The 16,415-nt window shown below is 59.8% G+C and carries 16 protein-coding genes; 9 read left to right on the top strand and 7 right to left on the bottom strand.

The genetic code is table 11. From position 1 onward, the window contains the following. Positions 1-2 precede the first annotated feature (2 nt). Both J2858_RS08630 and J2858_RS08635 read right to left on the bottom strand, forming a co-directional pair. On the bottom strand, positions 3-953 hold the full coding sequence (locus J2858_RS08630; protein ID WP_210104391.1) for a zinc-dependent alcohol dehydrogenase family protein: 951 nt from the start codon (positions 951-953) through the stop codon (positions 3-5). An 8-nt stretch (positions 954-961) separates the two neighbouring features. After that, positions 962-1,528, bottom strand: coding sequence for a dual specificity protein phosphatase family protein (locus J2858_RS08635; RefSeq protein WP_348635462.1), 567 nt, complete (start codon positions 1,526-1,528; stop codon positions 962-964). Between the two features lie 355 nt (positions 1,529-1,883). Between J2858_RS08635 and J2858_RS08640 the strand changes: the two genes are divergently transcribed. Together J2858_RS08640 and queF are read left to right on the top strand one after the other, a co-directional pair. Continuing rightward, on the top strand, positions 1,884-2,801 hold the full coding sequence (locus J2858_RS08640; RefSeq protein ID WP_210104392.1) for a cation diffusion facilitator family transporter: 918 nt from the start codon (positions 1,884-1,886) through the stop codon (positions 2,799-2,801). Next, a complete protein-coding gene (gene queF, locus J2858_RS08645) occupies positions 2,798-3,262 on the top strand; it encodes a preQ(1) synthase (RefSeq protein WP_210104393.1) in 465 nt (154 codons plus the stop codon). The genes J2858_RS08640 and queF overlap by 4 nt, the downstream gene beginning before the upstream one ends. A 578-nt stretch (positions 3,263-3,840) precedes the next feature. Here the strand turns inward: queF and J2858_RS08650 are convergent. Both J2858_RS08650 and J2858_RS08655 read right to left on the bottom strand, forming a co-directional pair. After that, positions 3,841-4,650, bottom strand: coding sequence for a DUF2076 domain-containing protein (locus J2858_RS08650; protein WP_210104394.1), 810 nt, complete (start codon positions 4,648-4,650; stop codon positions 3,841-3,843). A 227-nt stretch (positions 4,651-4,877) separates the two neighbouring features. Next, positions 4,878-5,465, bottom strand: coding sequence for a HupE/UreJ family protein (locus J2858_RS08655; RefSeq protein ID WP_210104395.1), 588 nt, complete (start codon positions 5,463-5,465; stop codon positions 4,878-4,880). Positions 5,466-5,691: 226 nt separating this feature from the next. Between J2858_RS08655 and J2858_RS08660 the strand changes: the two genes are divergently transcribed. The 3 genes from J2858_RS08660 (at position 5,692) to J2858_RS08670 (ending at position 8,146) form a co-directional block, all read left to right on the top strand. Continuing rightward, positions 5,692-6,279, top strand: a complete 588-nt coding sequence (locus J2858_RS08660; protein WP_210104396.1) for an ATP-dependent Clp protease proteolytic subunit — start codon at positions 5,692-5,694, stop codon at positions 6,277-6,279. A 176-nt stretch (positions 6,280-6,455) separates the two neighbouring features. Beyond that, positions 6,456-7,421, top strand: a complete 966-nt coding sequence (locus tag J2858_RS08665) for an acetylxylan esterase (protein WP_210104397.1) — start codon at positions 6,456-6,458, stop codon at positions 7,419-7,421. Further along, positions 7,418-8,146, top strand: coding sequence for an esterase family protein (locus tag J2858_RS08670; RefSeq protein WP_210104398.1), 729 nt, complete (start codon positions 7,418-7,420; stop codon positions 8,144-8,146). Before J2858_RS08665 ends, J2858_RS08670 begins: the two co-directional genes overlap by 4 nt. A gap of 355 nt (positions 8,147-8,501) precedes the next feature. Here the strand turns inward: J2858_RS08670 and J2858_RS08675 are convergent, their stop codons facing one another. The 3 genes from J2858_RS08675 to J2858_RS08685 form a co-directional block, all read right to left on the bottom strand. After that, entirely contained in the window at positions 8,502-9,578 is a 1,077-nt protein-coding gene (locus J2858_RS08675) for an SH3 domain-containing protein (RefSeq protein WP_210104399.1), read from the bottom strand. A gap of 348 nt (positions 9,579-9,926) precedes the next feature. Then, positions 9,927-11,165, bottom strand: coding sequence for a saccharopine dehydrogenase family protein (locus tag J2858_RS08680; RefSeq protein WP_210104400.1), 1,239 nt, complete (start codon positions 11,163-11,165; stop codon positions 9,927-9,929). Between the two features lie 39 nt (positions 11,166-11,204). Next, positions 11,205-12,302 carry a carboxynorspermidine decarboxylase gene (locus J2858_RS08685; protein WP_210104401.1) on the bottom strand — a complete coding sequence of 366 codons (1,098 nt, stop codon included), beginning with the start codon at positions 12,300-12,302 and terminating at the stop codon, positions 11,205-11,207. Positions 12,303-12,611: 309 nt separating this feature from the next. Between J2858_RS08685 and J2858_RS08690 the strand changes: the two genes are divergently transcribed. The 4 genes from J2858_RS08690 (at position 12,612) to leuA (ending at position 16,369) form a co-directional block, all read left to right on the top strand. Then, the gene (locus tag J2858_RS08690) at positions 12,612-13,790 is read left to right on the top strand and encodes a benzoate/H(+) symporter BenE family transporter (protein ID WP_210104706.1); all 1,179 of its coding nucleotides are present in this window, start codon (positions 12,612-12,614) and stop codon (positions 13,788-13,790) included. A 39-nt stretch (positions 13,791-13,829) separates the two neighbouring features. Beyond that, positions 13,830-14,000 (top strand): BrnT family toxin, encoded by a 171-nt coding sequence (locus tag J2858_RS24300; protein WP_348635463.1) that lies wholly within the window; start codon positions 13,830-13,832, stop codon positions 13,998-14,000. Between the two features lie 79 nt (positions 14,001-14,079). Then, entirely contained in the window at positions 14,080-14,319 is a 240-nt protein-coding gene (gene brnA / locus J2858_RS08700; protein ID WP_210104402.1) for a type II toxin-antitoxin system BrnA family antitoxin, read from the top strand. A 325-nt stretch (positions 14,320-14,644) separates the two neighbouring features. Continuing rightward, positions 14,645-16,369 (top strand): 2-isopropylmalate synthase, encoded by a 1,725-nt coding sequence (gene leuA / locus J2858_RS08705; RefSeq protein ID WP_210104403.1) that lies wholly within the window; start codon positions 14,645-14,647, stop codon positions 16,367-16,369. Positions 16,370-16,415 lie beyond the last annotated feature (46 nt).

Here is a 16,415-nt window from a genome sequence, read left to right on the forward strand (position 1 = left end):
GATCAGGGGTCGAACACCAGGACGGGCTTTGACCGGCGCCCCGGCGTATAGAAATTCGCAAGCGCTTGCCGCCAGTCCGCGACAGGAAACCGCGCGACCGGCGGAAGGTGCGCCGCGCGCAGCAAGGGCCAGATCGCGGCAAACCAGTCCTGCCAGAGCCCTGGCGTGACACCGGCAAGGTGATCGCGAATATGGAAGCGCTGCGGCATGGGCCCGCCGCTGGCAAATACCGGTAGTTCCCCCGAGAGCAGGCCGTAGGAGACGACTGTCGCGTCCGGGCGCAGGCTTGCTAGGATCCGTGTGGCAAGACCTCCTCCGACGGCATCGAAGACGAGATCGCTGGTTTTTGCAAAGGCTGTGATGGTCTCGCGGTCGTCTGCCTGAACGAGGGTCATGCCGGATGCCTGCAGAGCCTTGAGCGGATGCGGAGACCGATGGATGCCGATGACGGACCGGGCTCCGGCAGCAAGGCACCATTGCGTAAGCAGCCCGGCGCAGGTCGAACTGGCCGCGGTCAGCAGCACGGTGCGGCCGGCAGGTCTGAAGCGGCGCAGCATCAGGAAGGCGGCAAGCGGGTTGATATAGGCGCGCAAGGCAAGGTCATCGTCGATGTCTTCAGGGACCGGAACGGCAAAGGCCGGATCGCAGTCCACATGGCTTTGCCAGGTGCCGGCGCCGCGCAAGGGCAGGACACGCTGTCCGACCTTGTAAGGTCCATGCGGCGGCGCCTCCACCACGGTGCCGACCCCTTCATATCCCGCAATCATCGGCGGCTGGACGCGATGGCGATAAGCGCCGGTTATCGGGATCAGGTCGGACGGGTTGATGGGCGCGGCGGACATGCGCACGCGGATGTGCCCGGGATTGCGCTCCGCAAGGCTGCGCTCTTCCAGAGATAGCACGGCATCCGGCGCGCCAAACTGACGATACCAGAGCGAAAGGGACTGCGGCACACACTCCGTCAACTCGGCAGCCCGATCAGCTTTTCGAACGCTTCCCAAGTGTCGTCCATGGCGTAAACGCCGGTGAAGGGAATGTTCACGTGGCCGTAGAGTGGCGTCAGCTGCCATTCGGCCGTCTCTTCATCGACGCCGGCCACCTGCTGCAGATACATTACGGAGGCAAGGCCGGTGCGGTCGGCGCCGCTCTTGCAGTGAACGAGGAGGGGGCCTTGCGCCTGCCGCAGCACGGCCACCAGGGCATAGCTCTCTTCGCGCGTCAGCCGCTTGTTGGCCGACATCGCAAAATCGACATGGGTCGCACCGTGAGCCCTGGCCACGGCCAGTTCATCCTCATACCAGCGGGCGCCGGGCTTTGCGCCGCGCAGGTTGATGATGGTCTTGATATGATATCGGTCAATCTCGGCGGCGAGCATGTCTGGCGAAAGCTGCGCCGAGCGATAGTAGCGTCCCGGCAGGACCTCGTGGAAATTGCCGGTCCATTGCAGGACGGCAAGGTAACCGAAGAGCGCTGAGCCAAGCCCGAGCAGGGCAAGCCCCGACCGCGTCAATATCCGTTTCATGCTCATGAAATGCCCTCGAACGGGCGCCCGTCGTGCCCAGATTTGAAAAAAGCAGAATGCCGCCGCAATGGCAAATTTAAGGCTTGCCGCCGCGCCCGGGAGCCTGTCGAAACCAAAAGTGCGTGAGCGGTTCTGGCTCGGACTGCGTAAAGCGAATAGACCGGGAAATTCGGGTCGCGCTGTTTTCCCCGGAATTCTCTAACAGCGTTCAACGACAAATGCATGAAAAACGTCCTTTGACATTTCGTGCAATCTTCGTCATAGACGCCACGAAATCGAAACCGCCGGGCGCTACAGTGCGCTCCGGCGGTTTCGCCGTTTCAGGGCACTTGCAACTCATTCGCAGACGCATGGAAAGACGATGACCGACACGAAAAACGCACTGGTTCAGCGCCTGGCGCTGTGGGGTATCCCGCTCGCCATCGGCGTCATGGGCCTGAAGATGCTGGCTTGGTGGGTGACCGGGTCGGTGGCGCTTCTGTCGGACGGGCTGGAAAGCTCGGTCAATGTGACGGCAGCCTTCATCGCCTATTTCGTCATCCGCTATGCGCAGCGTCCGGCCGATGACGACCACCAGTTCGGCCACCACAAGGCAGAATATATTTCGGCGGTCATCGAGGGCGTGCTGATCGTCGTCGCCGCGCTTCTGATCGTCAAGGAAGCCTGGGGCGGACTTATGGAGCCGCGCCTGCCGGATGCGCCCGTGCTCGGCCTTGCCATCAATGCACTCGCCGGCGTCATCAACGCGGCCTGGGCAACGCTTCTCATCCGCATCGGCACCAGCCATCGCTCGCCGGCGCTAAAGGCGGATGGCCACCACATCATGTCGGATGTCGTCACCTCCGTCGGCGTGCTGATCGGCCTGGTGCTGGCCATCATAACGGGTTACGCCATCCTCGATCCGCTACTCGCCATCATTGTCGGCATCAACATTCTCTATCAGGGTGGCAAGGTCATTTCCCATTCGGTGGGCGGGCTGATGGACCGGGCGGTCGAGCCGGAAGAGGAAGCGGCGATCAAGGCAGCGATTACGGCCCATTCGGCCGGCGTGCTTGACGTGCATGATCTGCGCACCCGCCGGGCCGGCGCCGTCGCCTTCATCGATTTCCATCTGGTGGTGCCGGCTTCGATGACAGTCATTGCGGCGCATGCCATCTGCGACCGCTTGGAAGATGCGATCAAAGAGGCTATTCCCGGCGCCTCTCTCGCCATTCACGTGGAGCCCGAAGGCGAGCGGGCACATGGTATGAAGGTTCAGGTAGAAGGTCACGAACAATGAGCATGACGGATGTCAGCGGGCTGTCGCAGCTCGGCCAGAAGGTGGATGCCCCGCAAAGTCCGGAACAGGCCGTTCTGGAAAAAGTGCCCAACAGCAATGCCGGCACCGATTATGTCGTGCGCTTCACCGCGCCGGAATTCACCTCGCTCTGCCCGATGACCGGCCAGCCGGACTTTGCGCATATCGTGATCGACTACATCCCGAACGGCTTTCTGGTCGAATCGAAATCGCTAAAACTGTTCCTGCAGTCTTTCCGCAACCATGGTGCCTTTCACGAGGATTGCTCGGTCTATATCGCCCGGCGCATCGTGGAGCTTCTCGATCCGAAATGGCTGCGCATCGGCGCTTACTGGTATCCGCGCGGCGGCATCCCGATCGATGTGTTCTGGCAGACCGGCGAGCTTCCGAAGGGTGTCTGGCTCCCCGACCAAGGCGTCCCCACCTACCGCGGCCGTGGGTGAGCTGCGACGGCGTAGCCGGCAAATCGCTCCAGTGGAGCGATTTGAGCAGCGAACGCCCTGAGCCAAAGCGAAGGGCCGGGGCGAAAGCCAGCTGCGACGGCGTAGCTGGCAAATCGCTCCAGTGGAGCGATTTGAGCAGCGAACGCCCTGAGCCAAAGCGAAGGGCCGGGGCGAAAGCCAGCTGCGACGGCGTAGCTGGCAAATCGCTCCAGTGGAGCGATTTGAGCAGCGAACGCCCTGAGCCAAAGCGAAGGGCCGGGGCATAGCCAGCTGCGACGGCAAAGCCGGCAAATCGCTCCAGTGGAGCGATTTGACAGACTGCTGACAAAGTCAATGACATCGCCGGGATCGGCATTGACGACGTCTTTGCCCCCTCGCCCCGCGTGCGGGGAGAGGGCTGGGGTGAGGGGCTTTAAACTTTTGATTAGGCAGCGAATTAGCCCCTTATCCCGCTGCCGCGACCTTCTCCCCGTCAAGACGGGGCGAAGGGCCCTTGCAGCCGCCCGTCACTCCAATCTTGAGGTCAAGAAGGTTTGTCAGCAAGCCGGCAAATCGCTCCAGCGGAGCGATTTGAGCAGTTACGCAAAATCGCTGTCGTCGCTGTTGTCGAAATCGCTGTCATCACCGCCCCAGCTGGCGTCGGCCTGCTGGATGTCGTCGTCGGCTGACGTGTCCGGCACGTCGCTGGCATCGATCGTCTCGTTCGGCGCATCGCCATAATAATTGTTGATCACCGTTTCCTCGATCGGCCCGCCGCCAAACCCTTCGGCGGCCGGATTGCCGAGGCCTAGGCCCGACATGTGGTTGCTGAAAATGCCACTCAGCGAATTGGCAAGCAGCATGCCGCCAGCAACGCCTGCCGCCGTTCCGAGTGCGCCGGTGAGGAAGCCGCCGCCGCCCATGGACGGGCCGCGCGCTGCAGACCAGGGACCGGACGGCTGAGGCGGGTAGGCCGGTTGCTGTGCATAGCCCTGCGGCGCTATCGGAGCCTGCTGTTGTCCATAGCCTGCCGATTGCGGGCTGCCCCAGGGGCCGGCAGCCGGAGCTTGTGATTGCACGGGGGCTTGCGCTGGTCGGGCGCTTGGTGCCGGGGTGCGCCCGGAGCCGAAGATCGAATCCAGAAAGCCGCCGCGGGCCTGGGGCTGTTCCTGCACTGCTGCCGCTTCAAGCTCCCGAATGCGCGCCTCAAGCTCGTTGATACGGGCGGATGCCGCTTCCAACCCCTTTTCCTGCACGATGACGGCCTGCGCCAGGTAATAGGGCGCCGACGGCGTCAGGCGCATCGCATCGGCAATCAGGCGCTCGGCTTCGGGATCGCGCGGCGTGCTGCTGGCCGTGCGGATACGGTCGAACAAGGCGCTCAGCAGTTGGCGTTCTTCCGGTGACATGGTCATCTCCTCGACAGGCGCGCCCGGCATCTCGATGCGGCAGCGGCGGCGCCGGTGGTTGCGTTGTTTTCGACAAGCATCGTGCCTGCCGATGCCTTCGCGGGCAAGCCCTGCCCATGAGGAGAAAATGGGGCCGGATTCGGGCTTTTTCATCAGCGGCGATTGTTAAATCGCCGTAAGCTTCGGGAGCGTCGAGCGCCCCCGAAGCCCCTGCCGCGTGGGGCTTTTCAGCCGAATGCCAGCGACAGGCCGGCAAGGGCGGTGAGACCGCCGGCAATGCGCGTCAGCACCGGTGCGGCACGTCCGGCCGCAAGGCCGACAACAATGCCGGCCGCGTGCAGGAAGGCGGTGGCGATGACGAAGCCGACGCCGAATTTCCAGGCGCCTGCCGCGCCCAGTTCCGCCCCATGCGCATGGCCATGGAACAGCGCAAAGACGGCGACGATGGCAGCCGAGATGGCGACCGGAAGACGCACGGCCATGGCCACGAGCAGGCCAAGCCCGATGACCGAGGCCAGAATGCCGGGCTCGACGAAGGGAAGCTGAACACCGACGAGAGCAAGGGCAAAGCCGAGCGCCATGGTGGCGACGAAGGTGGCAGGTACGATGACAAGCGCTGCCCGGCGCCCCGGCACGGAAGCGATCTGCGCCGCCCACAGGCCAACCGCCACCATGGCCAGCACATGGTCTGCCCCAAACAGCGGATGCGACAGGCCGGCGGCAAAGGATCCATGCGCCAGCGGATCGAGATGGGCAAAGGCAGGTGCGGCGGCTGCCGCAAAAGCGGCGGCGGTCAGCGTGAGACGTTTCAACATGACAAGTTCCCCTTGAATGGATTTGGCGGCGCCGACGGTGGGAGCCCGCCGCAACGCAATCGCGACAAGATTAGGCAGTGCCTAAAAATCTGTCCATCCGCAAAATGACGAAGACGGTATTCACCTTACGGCACGTTACGGCGCGCTTCCTCGCGAATGGCGCATTGTTTTGTGGCGGCGAACGCATTATGTCCGGGGTTAGGAAATCCACACTGGAGACTGCTCGATGCTTGATGAGAACGACGACGACAAGACGAAGGAATTGGCGCTCGGCAAGGAAACGGAGGCGAACCTTTTCAAGTCGCGTTCGATCTTCATCTATGGCGGCATTACCCAGGAACTGGCGCAAAAAGTCTGCACGCAGCTTGTGGCGCTGGCAGCCGCCAGCGATGACGACATCCGCATCTACGTGAACTCGCCGGGCGGCCACGTGGAATCGGGCGATTCCATCCATGACATGATCAAGTTCATCAAGCCGAAGGTATGGATCATCGGCACCGGCTGGGTCGCCTCCGCCGGCGCGCTGATCTACGTCTCGGTTCCGAAGGAACGCCGCATCTGCCTGCCCAACACGCGCTTCCTCCTGCACCAACCGTCCGGCGGCACCCGCGGCATGGCCTCCGATATCGAGATCCAGGCCCGCGAAATCATCAAGATGAACCAGCGCCTGATCAAGATTTTTGCCAAGGCCACCGGCCAGAGCGAAGACAAGATCGCCAAGGACATCGACCGCGACTACTGGCTATCGGCCGAAGATGCCGTTGGCTACGGTCTGGTCTCGAAGATCGTCGAAAGCCAGTCGGAAATCGGCTGAGCCTTTCGCAAACCCTGTTTGCCGTAGAATTGGGCCCGTCGGTATCAAGCCGGCGGGTTTTTCATGTCCGGGACCTGAAGGGCAAACCGCCCGGGACGGAAAATTTCGGCGGCCTTTGACGAGTGCTCTTCGCTTTTGCCTTGTCTGTGCTGCCCTTTTTCGAAACAACCGCTTCCATGAGCATTCCGACAAAACACCCCTTCGCCTTCGATCCCACCTATGGCCTGTCGCTGGAGGCGCTGCTTGCGCTTCGCGCGCCGGAGGCGCCGAAGGGTTTCGACGCCTTCTGGAGCCGGCGCTACAAGCGCGCGCTTGCCCTTGCGCCTGAACCGCAGCTGCGGCCAAGCCCGCTGTCGCATCCCGATTTTCGCGTCGAAGAGCTTTCCTACACCTCGACGGACGGCGTGCTGATCGGCGGCTGGCTGTTGACGCCGGCGCATGAAAAGCCCCGCCGCGGCATCGTCGTCGGCCATGGCTATGGCGGGCGCGAGGCGCCGGATTTCGATTTTCCGGTGCGTGATGCGGTGCTTCTGTTTCCCTGCTTTCGCGGCCTGTCGAAAAGCCCGCATCCGCCGATTTCGCCGCAATCGCACTGGCACGTGCTGCACAATATCGACGATCCGGACAAATACGTCATCGGCGGCTGCGTCGAGGATCTGTGGATTGCGGTCTCTACGCTTGCCTCCCTTCACCCGGAAGTGGCCGGCCGCATCGGCTATAGCGGCATCAGCTTTGGCGGCGGCATCGGCGCGCTCGCCATGCCCTTCGATCCGCGCATCGATCGTGGTTTTCTGGAAGTGCCGACCTTTGGCAACCGGCCGCTCTGGCTGACCCTGCCGACAAACGGCAGCGGCGCTGCCGTGCAGATTTACCGCAAGCGGCATCCGCAGGTGGATGAGGTGCTGCGGTTCTTCGATGCAGCAACCGCCGCCACCCGCATCGAGGCCCCCATGCTGGTGGCCGCGGCGCGCTTTGATCCGTCCGTCGCTCCGCCCTGTCAGTTCACCATCGCCAACGCGCTGCCGCCATCAAAGTTTAATGAAACTTTCATTCTCGATGCCGGGCATTTCGATTATCCTGGTTCTGCAGCGCAACATGCGCAATTATCGCAGAAGATCCGGCGGTTTTTCGGGGTGCCATGAACAGGGAATATCTGCGCTGGTACAGTCAACGGCTCCACAGAGACATGGAGCTTCTCGTTTTCGGCCATGCCGGCGCAAAAGTTCTGATGTTCCCGACCCGCGAGGGCCGGTTTTTCGAATATGAACAACTGGGCGTGGTTGAGAGCCTCGGCGACAAGGTGAGGGCAGGGCAGCTTCAGCTTTTCTGCATCGAGGGGCTGGCGAGCGAAAGTTTCTACGATGGCAACCGCCCGCCCGCCGAACGCATCCGCCGCCATGCCGCCTTTGAAGACTATGTGCTGAACGAGGTTCTGCCGCTGATGGCGGCGAAAAACCCGCATGACTGCACGATTGTGCAGGGCTGCAGCCTCGGCGCCTATCAGGCGATGAGCCTTGCGCTTCGCCACCCGCATCTCTTCCGCAAGCTTGTGGCCTTTTCCGGCCGTTATGACCTGACGCTGAAGGTGGACAGCTTCGGTGACCTCATGGATGGCTATTACGACGACGAGGTCTATTTCCGCACGCCCACGCATTTTCTGCCGGGCCTTGAGAGCGACTGGCGCCTGGAGCGTCTGCGCCAGATGGAGATCGTGCTCACCATCGGCGAGGCCGACCCCTTCCTCGACAACAATTTTCACTTGAGCCGCCTGCTGGCCGAAAAAGGCATCGACCACCGCCTCCACCTCTGGACCGGCCGCGCCCACCGCGGGAGTGCGTGGCGGAGGATGGCACCGCTTTATATTTGAGGGGTGGAGGCTCCCGCGCCGAGAATTGGGCGTACGCTCGCCGTGCCTTGCTCTGCCATCTGCGATCTTCAGGAAGAATTTGAGGCTATTGTCAGCCGGTCACATGTAAAGCGACGATCGCGAAAAGCGGCACATCCTCCGCATACTCGATCTTCGAGACAGCGCTGCAGGGATATCTTGCTGGGCACCTGTATCACCTTGCGGACCTCGGCCAATGCCTTCCGATCCTTCAGCTATGGCGAGAAATGGACATCGGCTTTGCCGGTTCGGGCCTTGTAAGGCAGCGTTGTCTGATGCCCTGTTTGTCGCCGCTGCAGAGGACGATGGGGCTCCGGGCCGGATCATCAATGCCGCCTCATTTCTTTACAATTGAACCGATGATTCCCAGCAGCCCATTGGCAAGCTGTTGGGTTTGCTCCCGCTGCGCTTCTTGTGTGCGGATCGCATTCTGGATCTGCGTCGGACTCAATTCACAAGAGTGTGCTACCAAGTCGGATGATAGGAACCCTCGTTTTCCGCTGCTGAGGGATACTTCGCACCAGACGTATCCGGTTGCCGACGTTGAGCTTCCTAGAATTACAACCTCGATGTTGTTTGGAAGACGCATTATTGCCGGGAATGTCTTTCCCGGCCCGCTGCGAAGATTGGAAGAGTTTCCAGACTTATTCAAAACGTAGGAGATCGGAAGTCCTGATCGACTATCCAGCTGGTGACTTTCTGCTTTGGGAACGCCTGACCCGTCGCCGAGATTGTTTTCAGCTTCTCTTTCCGATCCGGTGTTCTGAATCGGTTGATAAACGCCAAGAATTCTTTTGCAGTCCTCAATCGACAAGCCTCTACTTAGTGTTTCCAACGAATATTTTTTATAATTATCAGCTTCCGTGAATTTCATCGAAGAATTGTCGTACGCGTACCTGCACAACTGCGCATTGGAGAGGGCGCGTAGCACGCTTAATTCTTGCTCCTTATCTGCTTCAGAAACTGACTTCATTCCCAGCTTTAAGCGGCAGGTGTCGATTGTTTCACCGGTCTCCTTGGATTTATTCACGAAAGTCAACTGGCTCGTGTCATTGCTCCATGACCGCCTGTCAGCGGCGAGTGCCCTCCCACATATCTCGACTGACGTTAATCCTATCGACGGCAAATACTGAGACGATAAAGCCTTCGAGTCGCCCCCTGTTGCGTCACCACAAGTAGGTAGACTTACAAATTCGCAAAATTTCGGCATATCTTGACCGAAAATCTCGAGTCTTATTGTTTTTACCAGTGTGTATACAGTAAAAATCACAATTGGAATCGATAGAATTATATAAATTAAGCGCCTGGAAAATGTTATGTCTTTTCTATTGAGCAGCGGAAATAGAGGCACAATGCCGCTGGCCATTATGCTGATTATAAGTGTTAGTTCTATGCTTAGTGTTTTCATCGGCATAGTTCGTTTCTTGGGAACGATTGATATTAATCCATAAAATTGTCGCCAAGGCAACGATAAGTTGAATTTTTAATTTCCTTTCCAAAGTAAGCTTATCTAGGATATGAATTCCAAATTGATTTCTAAATTTTTTGCCTGTTTTATTTATTGATATTTGTATTGTTCATTTGTTGGTTGAAACGAAATCATGTTGCTTAGAGTCTTCGTAAATGCATCGGTGGCCATTGAGGTTCATTTAAATGAAGATTGTGCGGGAGAATTATCAACTTCAATTACATGAAAAACCCCGCCGAATCTCTCCGGCGGGGTCCCACATTCCCTCAAATCCCCAAGCGCTTCTTCGCGCTCTCAGAACTCCACAGCCCGATCGCCGTTCTCGTCCTGAATGCGGGTCGGCAGGCCGATCTTGTTCAGGAGGTTGATGAAGGGCTTCGGCGGCAGTTCTTCGACGTTGGCCATCTTCTTCACGTCCCATTCGCCCGTGGCGACCAGCATGGCCGCAGCAACCGGCGGGACACCCGCTGTGTAGGAGATGCCCTGGCTTCCCACTTCGTTGTAAGCTTCCTTGTGGTCGGCGACGTTGTAGAGGAAGACGGTTTTTTCCTTGCCGTCCTTGAAACCCTTCACGTAGTCGCCGATGCAGGTCTTGCCTTCGTAGTTGGGGGCAAGCGATGCCGGGTCGGGCAGGCAGGCTTTGACCACCTTCAGCGGGACCACTTCGGAACCGTCAGCAAGCTTCACCGGCTGTTCGGAGAGAAGGCCGATCGACTTCAGCACGGTGAAGACGTTGATGTAGTGATCGCCAAAGCCCATCCAGAAGCGCACGTCGGCGCCGTCCATGTTTTTCGCCAGCGAATGCACCTCGTCATGGCCGCAGAGATAGGCGCGGCGGGTGCCGACGACCGGCAGGTCATAGTCCTTGCCGATCTCGAACATCTTGTTGACCTTCCATTCGCCGCCCTGCCAGGAATAGACGACGCCGGTGAACTCGCGGAAATTGATTTCCGGGTCGAAGTTCGTGGCGAAGTATTTGCCGTGGCTGCCGGCATTGATGTCGACGATGTCGACGTCCGTCACCTTGTCGAGATATTCGTCCTTGGCGAGCTTGGCATAGGCGTTGACCACGCCCGGATCGAAGCCGGCGCCGAGAATGGCGGTGATGCCTTTTTCAGCGCATTCTTCCGCACGCTTCCATTCGTAGTTGCCATACCACGGCGGGGTTTCGCAGATCTTGTTCGGCTCTTCGTGGATCGCGGTGTCGATATAGGCCACACCGGTGTCCATGCAGGCGCGCAGCACCGACATGTTCAAAAAGGCGGTGCCGACATTGATGACGATCTCGGTGCCCAGCTTCTTGATCAGCGCCTTGGTGGCTTCAATGTCCAGCGCATCGAGCGCATGGGCTTCAAGAACGCCTGCCTGCTTCATCGCCTTCTTCTCGTGAACCGAGGCGATGATCGCGTCGCACTTCGCCTTGGTGCGCGAGGCGATATGGATATCGCCCAGCACGTCGTTGTTCTGCGCACATTTGTGAGCAACCACCTGGGCGACGCCACCGGCGCCGATGATGAGAACGTTCTTTTTCATGATGAGGACTAACTCCTTCGTGTCCAATCGTCAGAAGCCTTAGGAAAGGCTGTGTTCGTAGTCCGTGTAGTCAAACTCACGGACCGTCCTGATGCTGCCATCCAGCTCGCGGATGGCGATTGACGGCATTTGCACGCCGTTAAACCAGTTCTTCTTGACCATGGTATAACCGGCCGCGTCCTGGATCGAGATCCGGTCGCCGACCTGAAGGTCATGGTCGAAATTGAATTCCCCAAAGATATCGCCGGCAAGGCAGGACTTGCCGCAGATCATGATGCGGTGCGGGCCCTCGTTCGGGCTCATCTTGGCGCTCTCGCGGTAGATGAGGAGGTCGAGCATATGGGCCTCGACGGATGAATCGACGATGGCCAGTTTCTTGCCGTTATAGAGCGTGTCGAGGACGGACACTTCGAGCGTCGTGGACTTCGTGATCGAGGCCTCGCCCGGCTCCAGATAGACCTGTACGCCATATTCGCCCGAAAAGCGCTTCAGCCGTTCGGCAAATTTTTCGAGCGGATATTCCTCCCCGGTGAAATGAATGCCGCCGCCAAGGCTTACCCATTCGGCCTTCCTCAGAAGCGGGGCGAATTTTGTCTCGATCTCACCCAGCATCCGGTCAAACAGATCGAAATCGCCGTTTTCGCAATTGTTGTGGATCATGAAGCCGGAGACGAGATCCATCACCGGTTCGACCGTCTTCACATCCCATTCGCCAAGCCGCGAGAAGGGGCGGGCCGGATCGGCAAGATCAAACGAGGAGGACGAGACGCCGGGATTGAGCCGCAGGCCGCGCGTGATGCCGGAGGCCTTGTCGGCATAGCGGGTCAGCTGGCCGACAGAGTTGAAGATGATCTTGTCGGCATACGAAATCACCTCGTCGATCTCGTAATCGGCATAGGCGACGGAATAGGCATGCGTCTCCTTGCCGAAACGCTCGTGGCCGAGGCGCACTTCGTTGAGCGATGAGGACGTGGTGCCGTCCATGTAGTCGCGCATGAAATCGAATACGCCCCAGGCGGCAAAGCACTTCAATGCCAACAGCGCCTTTGCGCCGGAAAGTTCGCGCAGGGTCGCGATCTTCTCCATGTTGCGCAGAAGTTTCGACTTGTCGATCAGATAATAGGGCGTCTGGATCACGGGCTGTTCCTCACGCTGCATAAAAACCAAGGCCCGCGAGGTAGGGAAAAGCGTTGTCATAGGCAAGCGCCAAGGGGAAATCTCTGCCACAATTTGACGTTTTTCCGGAAAAATGCGGAAAAGCGCATGGCGCAACGGTCCGCATCCATGTGAGGTGGCGCCAAAGATGGCGCAGGCTTGCGCGCCGAAAGGGGCATGGCGCCTGATTTAAAGCCCGACAGGCCGGTCGCGGCTGCCTTTCGGCTTGCCAAGCCGGCACGGTTCTGGTTCTGCAGACAGGTTCTTGCCGCCGCTATCCGGGTTTCCAGCATGCTGAAAGATTTTTCCATCCAGGCCTTCATCATGGGTCTGCTCGTGGCCTTTGTCGGCTTTGTCAGTTCCTTTGCCGTCATCATGCAGGGGCTCACGGCCATGGGGGCGCGGCCGGAAGAGGTGGCTTCGGCGCTTCTGGCGCTGTCGCTGCTGATGGGTGTGCTCGGCATCATCCTGCCGATCTGGAAGCGCATGCCGATCAGCATTGCCTGGTCGACGCCCGGCGCTGCACTTCTCACCAGCATCGGCGTCATCGAGGGCGGCTTTCCGGCGGCGGTCGGGGCCTTTGTCATGGCGGCCGGCCTCATCGTGCTGGCCGGACTGTTTTCGCCGCTCGGCAAGGCGGTGCGGATGATTCCGGCGCCGCTTGCCAATGCCATGCTCGCCGGCATTCTGGTCAATCTCTGCCTCGCGCCGGTGAAGGCGATTGCGTTCAACCCCGTCCTTGGCCTGCCTATCGTCGCGACCTGGATGATCGTCGTCATCTGGAAGCGCCTCTGGGCGGTGCCGGCGGCCCTTCTCGCCTTCGTCGCCGTTCTCGTCTTTGGGGTCGATCTGCCGCCGGATGTGTTTGCGCGGCTGGGCGGTGCCATTCACCCGGACCTCATCGTCGTGCCCCCGGTCTTTGGCCTGCACGCCTTCATCTCGGTTGCCGTGCCGCTGTTCATCGTCACCATGGCCTCGCAGAACATTCCGGGCATCGCCATCCTGAAGGTCAATGGCTATGAGCCGGCGCCGAGCCATCTGTTCGTGTCCACCGGCCTTTTTTCCGCGGTCGCAGCCCTGTTCGGGGCGGTGCCGGTCAACCTTGCGGCAATCACGGCCGCCATGTGCGCGGGCGAAGAATCGCATGCCGATCCAAAGCGCCGCTACTGGTCGGCGCTGATCGGCGGGATCGGCTATATTTTGCTTGGGCTTCTGGCCTCTGCCATCATCGCCTTCGTCGCGCTGTCGCCGCCGATCCTGTTGCAGGCGGTGGCGGGCCTTGCGCTCATCGGCGCCTTTTCCAATTCGGCGCAGGCGGCCTTTCGCGATGCCGAAACCCGCGAAGCTTCCGCCATCACCTTCCTTGTCACAGCATCCGGCCTTGCGTTTGCCGGCGTCTCCGGTGCCTTCTGGGGACTGATTGCCGGGGCGGTCATGCTGGGGCTGAAGCGGGTGGCGACGAAGGGCTGAGGTGCTGGAAATCCGGCGGCGCTAGTGTTATTTTAGCTCATGGACTTTGAGTTTGACCCGGCCAAAAGCAAGAGCAACAAGGACAAGCATGGTGTCGATTTCGTCGATGCGCAGGCTCTCTGGAAGGACAAACTCAGGCTTGTTATCAAGGCAAGGCATGTCAACGAGCCGCGATATGCTTTAATCGCCGAAATGCATGGGCGATTATGACTTGCCGTCTACGTGCTGCGCGATGAAACGGTCCGTTTGATTTCCGTCAGGCGGGCACGAGCCATGGAGAAAGAACGCTATGAAGACTATAACCGCAGCCGAATTCGATAAGAAGTTCGATGACGGAGAGGATGTCTCGGAGTATCTCGATTGGGAGAATGCTTGGCGTCCCAATGAGCAGATCGAGACCAGCTTGCGTCTGTCAGCATTGCAATTGCGGCAGTTAGACGCTGAAGCCACTCGACTGGGTGTGACGCGTGAAGCTCTTGTCGCTGTATGGATCGGCGAGAAGCTGAAAGGCGCGCCCTGGCCCCAATAACCCCTTGCGCTGCATTCTCTCTCGCGTTATCTCTCGGCTCATGAAGATTTCGGGCGAAACCATTTCTGCTTCATACGCTGCGGGCCGCATGGCTGACCGTGCGTCGTCGTTCGCCCTAAACTCGCTTCTTCTCCTCGGCCTTATCCGCGGTTGCCGGGTCCGTTGAGGAGCGCCCGGCGGCCGTAAGCGCCCGTCGGCAGAAAGCTCCTCGCAGAAAATCCCCGATTTGAGACCAAAAGCCTCTGAGGAGGCCTTGATCCACCGTCACGGCGCTGTAACAGCCTTGGGCCACAAGCGCCGACGCTGGACGCGAAGGAGAAGAACCATGGACGCCAAGAATTCCACTACCGCCGTGACCGCTTCCGGCATCAAGGGCATGCCCGACGCATCGCGCAAATACCGCGCCTATCCGCAGATCCAGATCCCCGATCGCACCTGGCCCTCGAAGGTCATCGACAAGGCGCCGATCTGGTGCTCGGTCGATCTGCGCGACGGCAACCAGTCGCTGGTCAACCCGATGGGCCATGACCGCAAGGCGCGCATGTTCAAGCTGTTGCTTGACATGGGCTTCAAGGAAATCGAGATCGGTTTCCCGTCTGCCTCGCAGACCGATTTCGATTTTGCCCGCTGGTGCGTGGAGGAGGGGGGCGTGCCGGAGGATGTTTCCCTGCAGGTGCTGGTGCAGTGCCGTCCCGAGCTGATCACTCGCACTTTTGAATCGCTCGAAGGCGCGCACAAGCCGATCATCCACTTCTACAATTCCACGTCAGAACTGCAGCGCCGCGTGGTGTTTGCCAAGGATGTGCCGGGCATCAAGCAGATTGCCGTCGATGCGGCCAAGATGATCATGGACATGTCTCAGAAGGCTGGTGGCGGCTATCGCTTCGAATATTCGCCGGAAAGCTTTACCGGCACGGAACTCGAGGTGGCGCTGGAGATCTGCAATGCGGTGATTGCCGAAGTGAAGCCGACGGCCGACAACAAGCTGATCCTCAACCTGCCGTCCACCGTGGAAATGGCAACCCCGAACATCTATGCCGACCAGATCGAATGGATGTGCCGCAACATCGACAACCGCGAGAACGTCATCATTTCGCTGCATCCGCACAATGACCGCGGCACCGGCATTGCCGCAACCGAACTCGGCCTGATGGCAGGCGCAGACCGCGTCGAAGGCACGCTGTTCGGCAATGGCGAGCGCACCGGCAATGTCGATGTCGTGACGCTGGCGCTCAACATGTTCACGCAAGGTGTCGATCCCGAGCTGGACTGCACGGACATCGAGCGCATCAAGGCCGTCTATGAATATTCCAACGAGATGGTCATCCCCGAGCGCCATCCGTATGTCGGCGAACTGGTCTACACGGCCTTTTCCGGCTCGCACCAGGATGCCATCAATAAGGGCATGAAGGCGATCAAGACGGCCAATTCTCCGGTTTGGGAAGTGCCCTATCTGCCGATCGATCCGCAGGATGTCGGCCGCACCTATGAGGCGATCATCCGCATCAACTCGCAGTCCGGCAAGGGCGGCATCGCCTATATCCTCTCTCAGGACTACGGCATCAACCTGCCGCGTAACCTGCAGGTGGAATTCCGCGAGGAGATCCAGCGCATCACCGACGAAGAGGGTGTGGAGCTGCCGTCCAAGCGTATCCACGAGCACTTCCTCAAGCATTATGTCGAGCAGCCGGAAGGCCGCATCAAGTTCGTCGATCACCAGACCTATCCGGCCGGCATGGAGCACAAGGGCGTGCGGGTCGTTTCCGCCGAGATCACCGACAATGGCGAGGTCAAGCGTATCGAGGGCAAGGGAACCGGCCCGATCGATGGTTTCATCAATGCCCTGTCGGCCTATCTCGGCATTGACCTGTCGGTTGCCGATTACTCCGAGCATTCGCTGCAGCATGGATCGAACGCGTCTGCCATTGCCTATGTCGAGGTGGAGCATCCCGGCGGCAAGCTGTTCGGCGTCGGCATCAATACGAACATCGTGGCAGCCTCGCTGGAAGCCATCGTCTCTGCGGCAAACCGGGTGATCGCAAGCCGCTGACCGGTCCCGGCTTTTCACGTCTACAGAACGTCCGATGCGCAAGCCC

Origin of the sequence: Neorhizobium galegae, from assembly GCF_017877135.1 — a bacterium.
GTDB lineage: Bacteria > Pseudomonadota > Alphaproteobacteria > Rhizobiales > Rhizobiaceae > Neorhizobium > Neorhizobium galegae_A.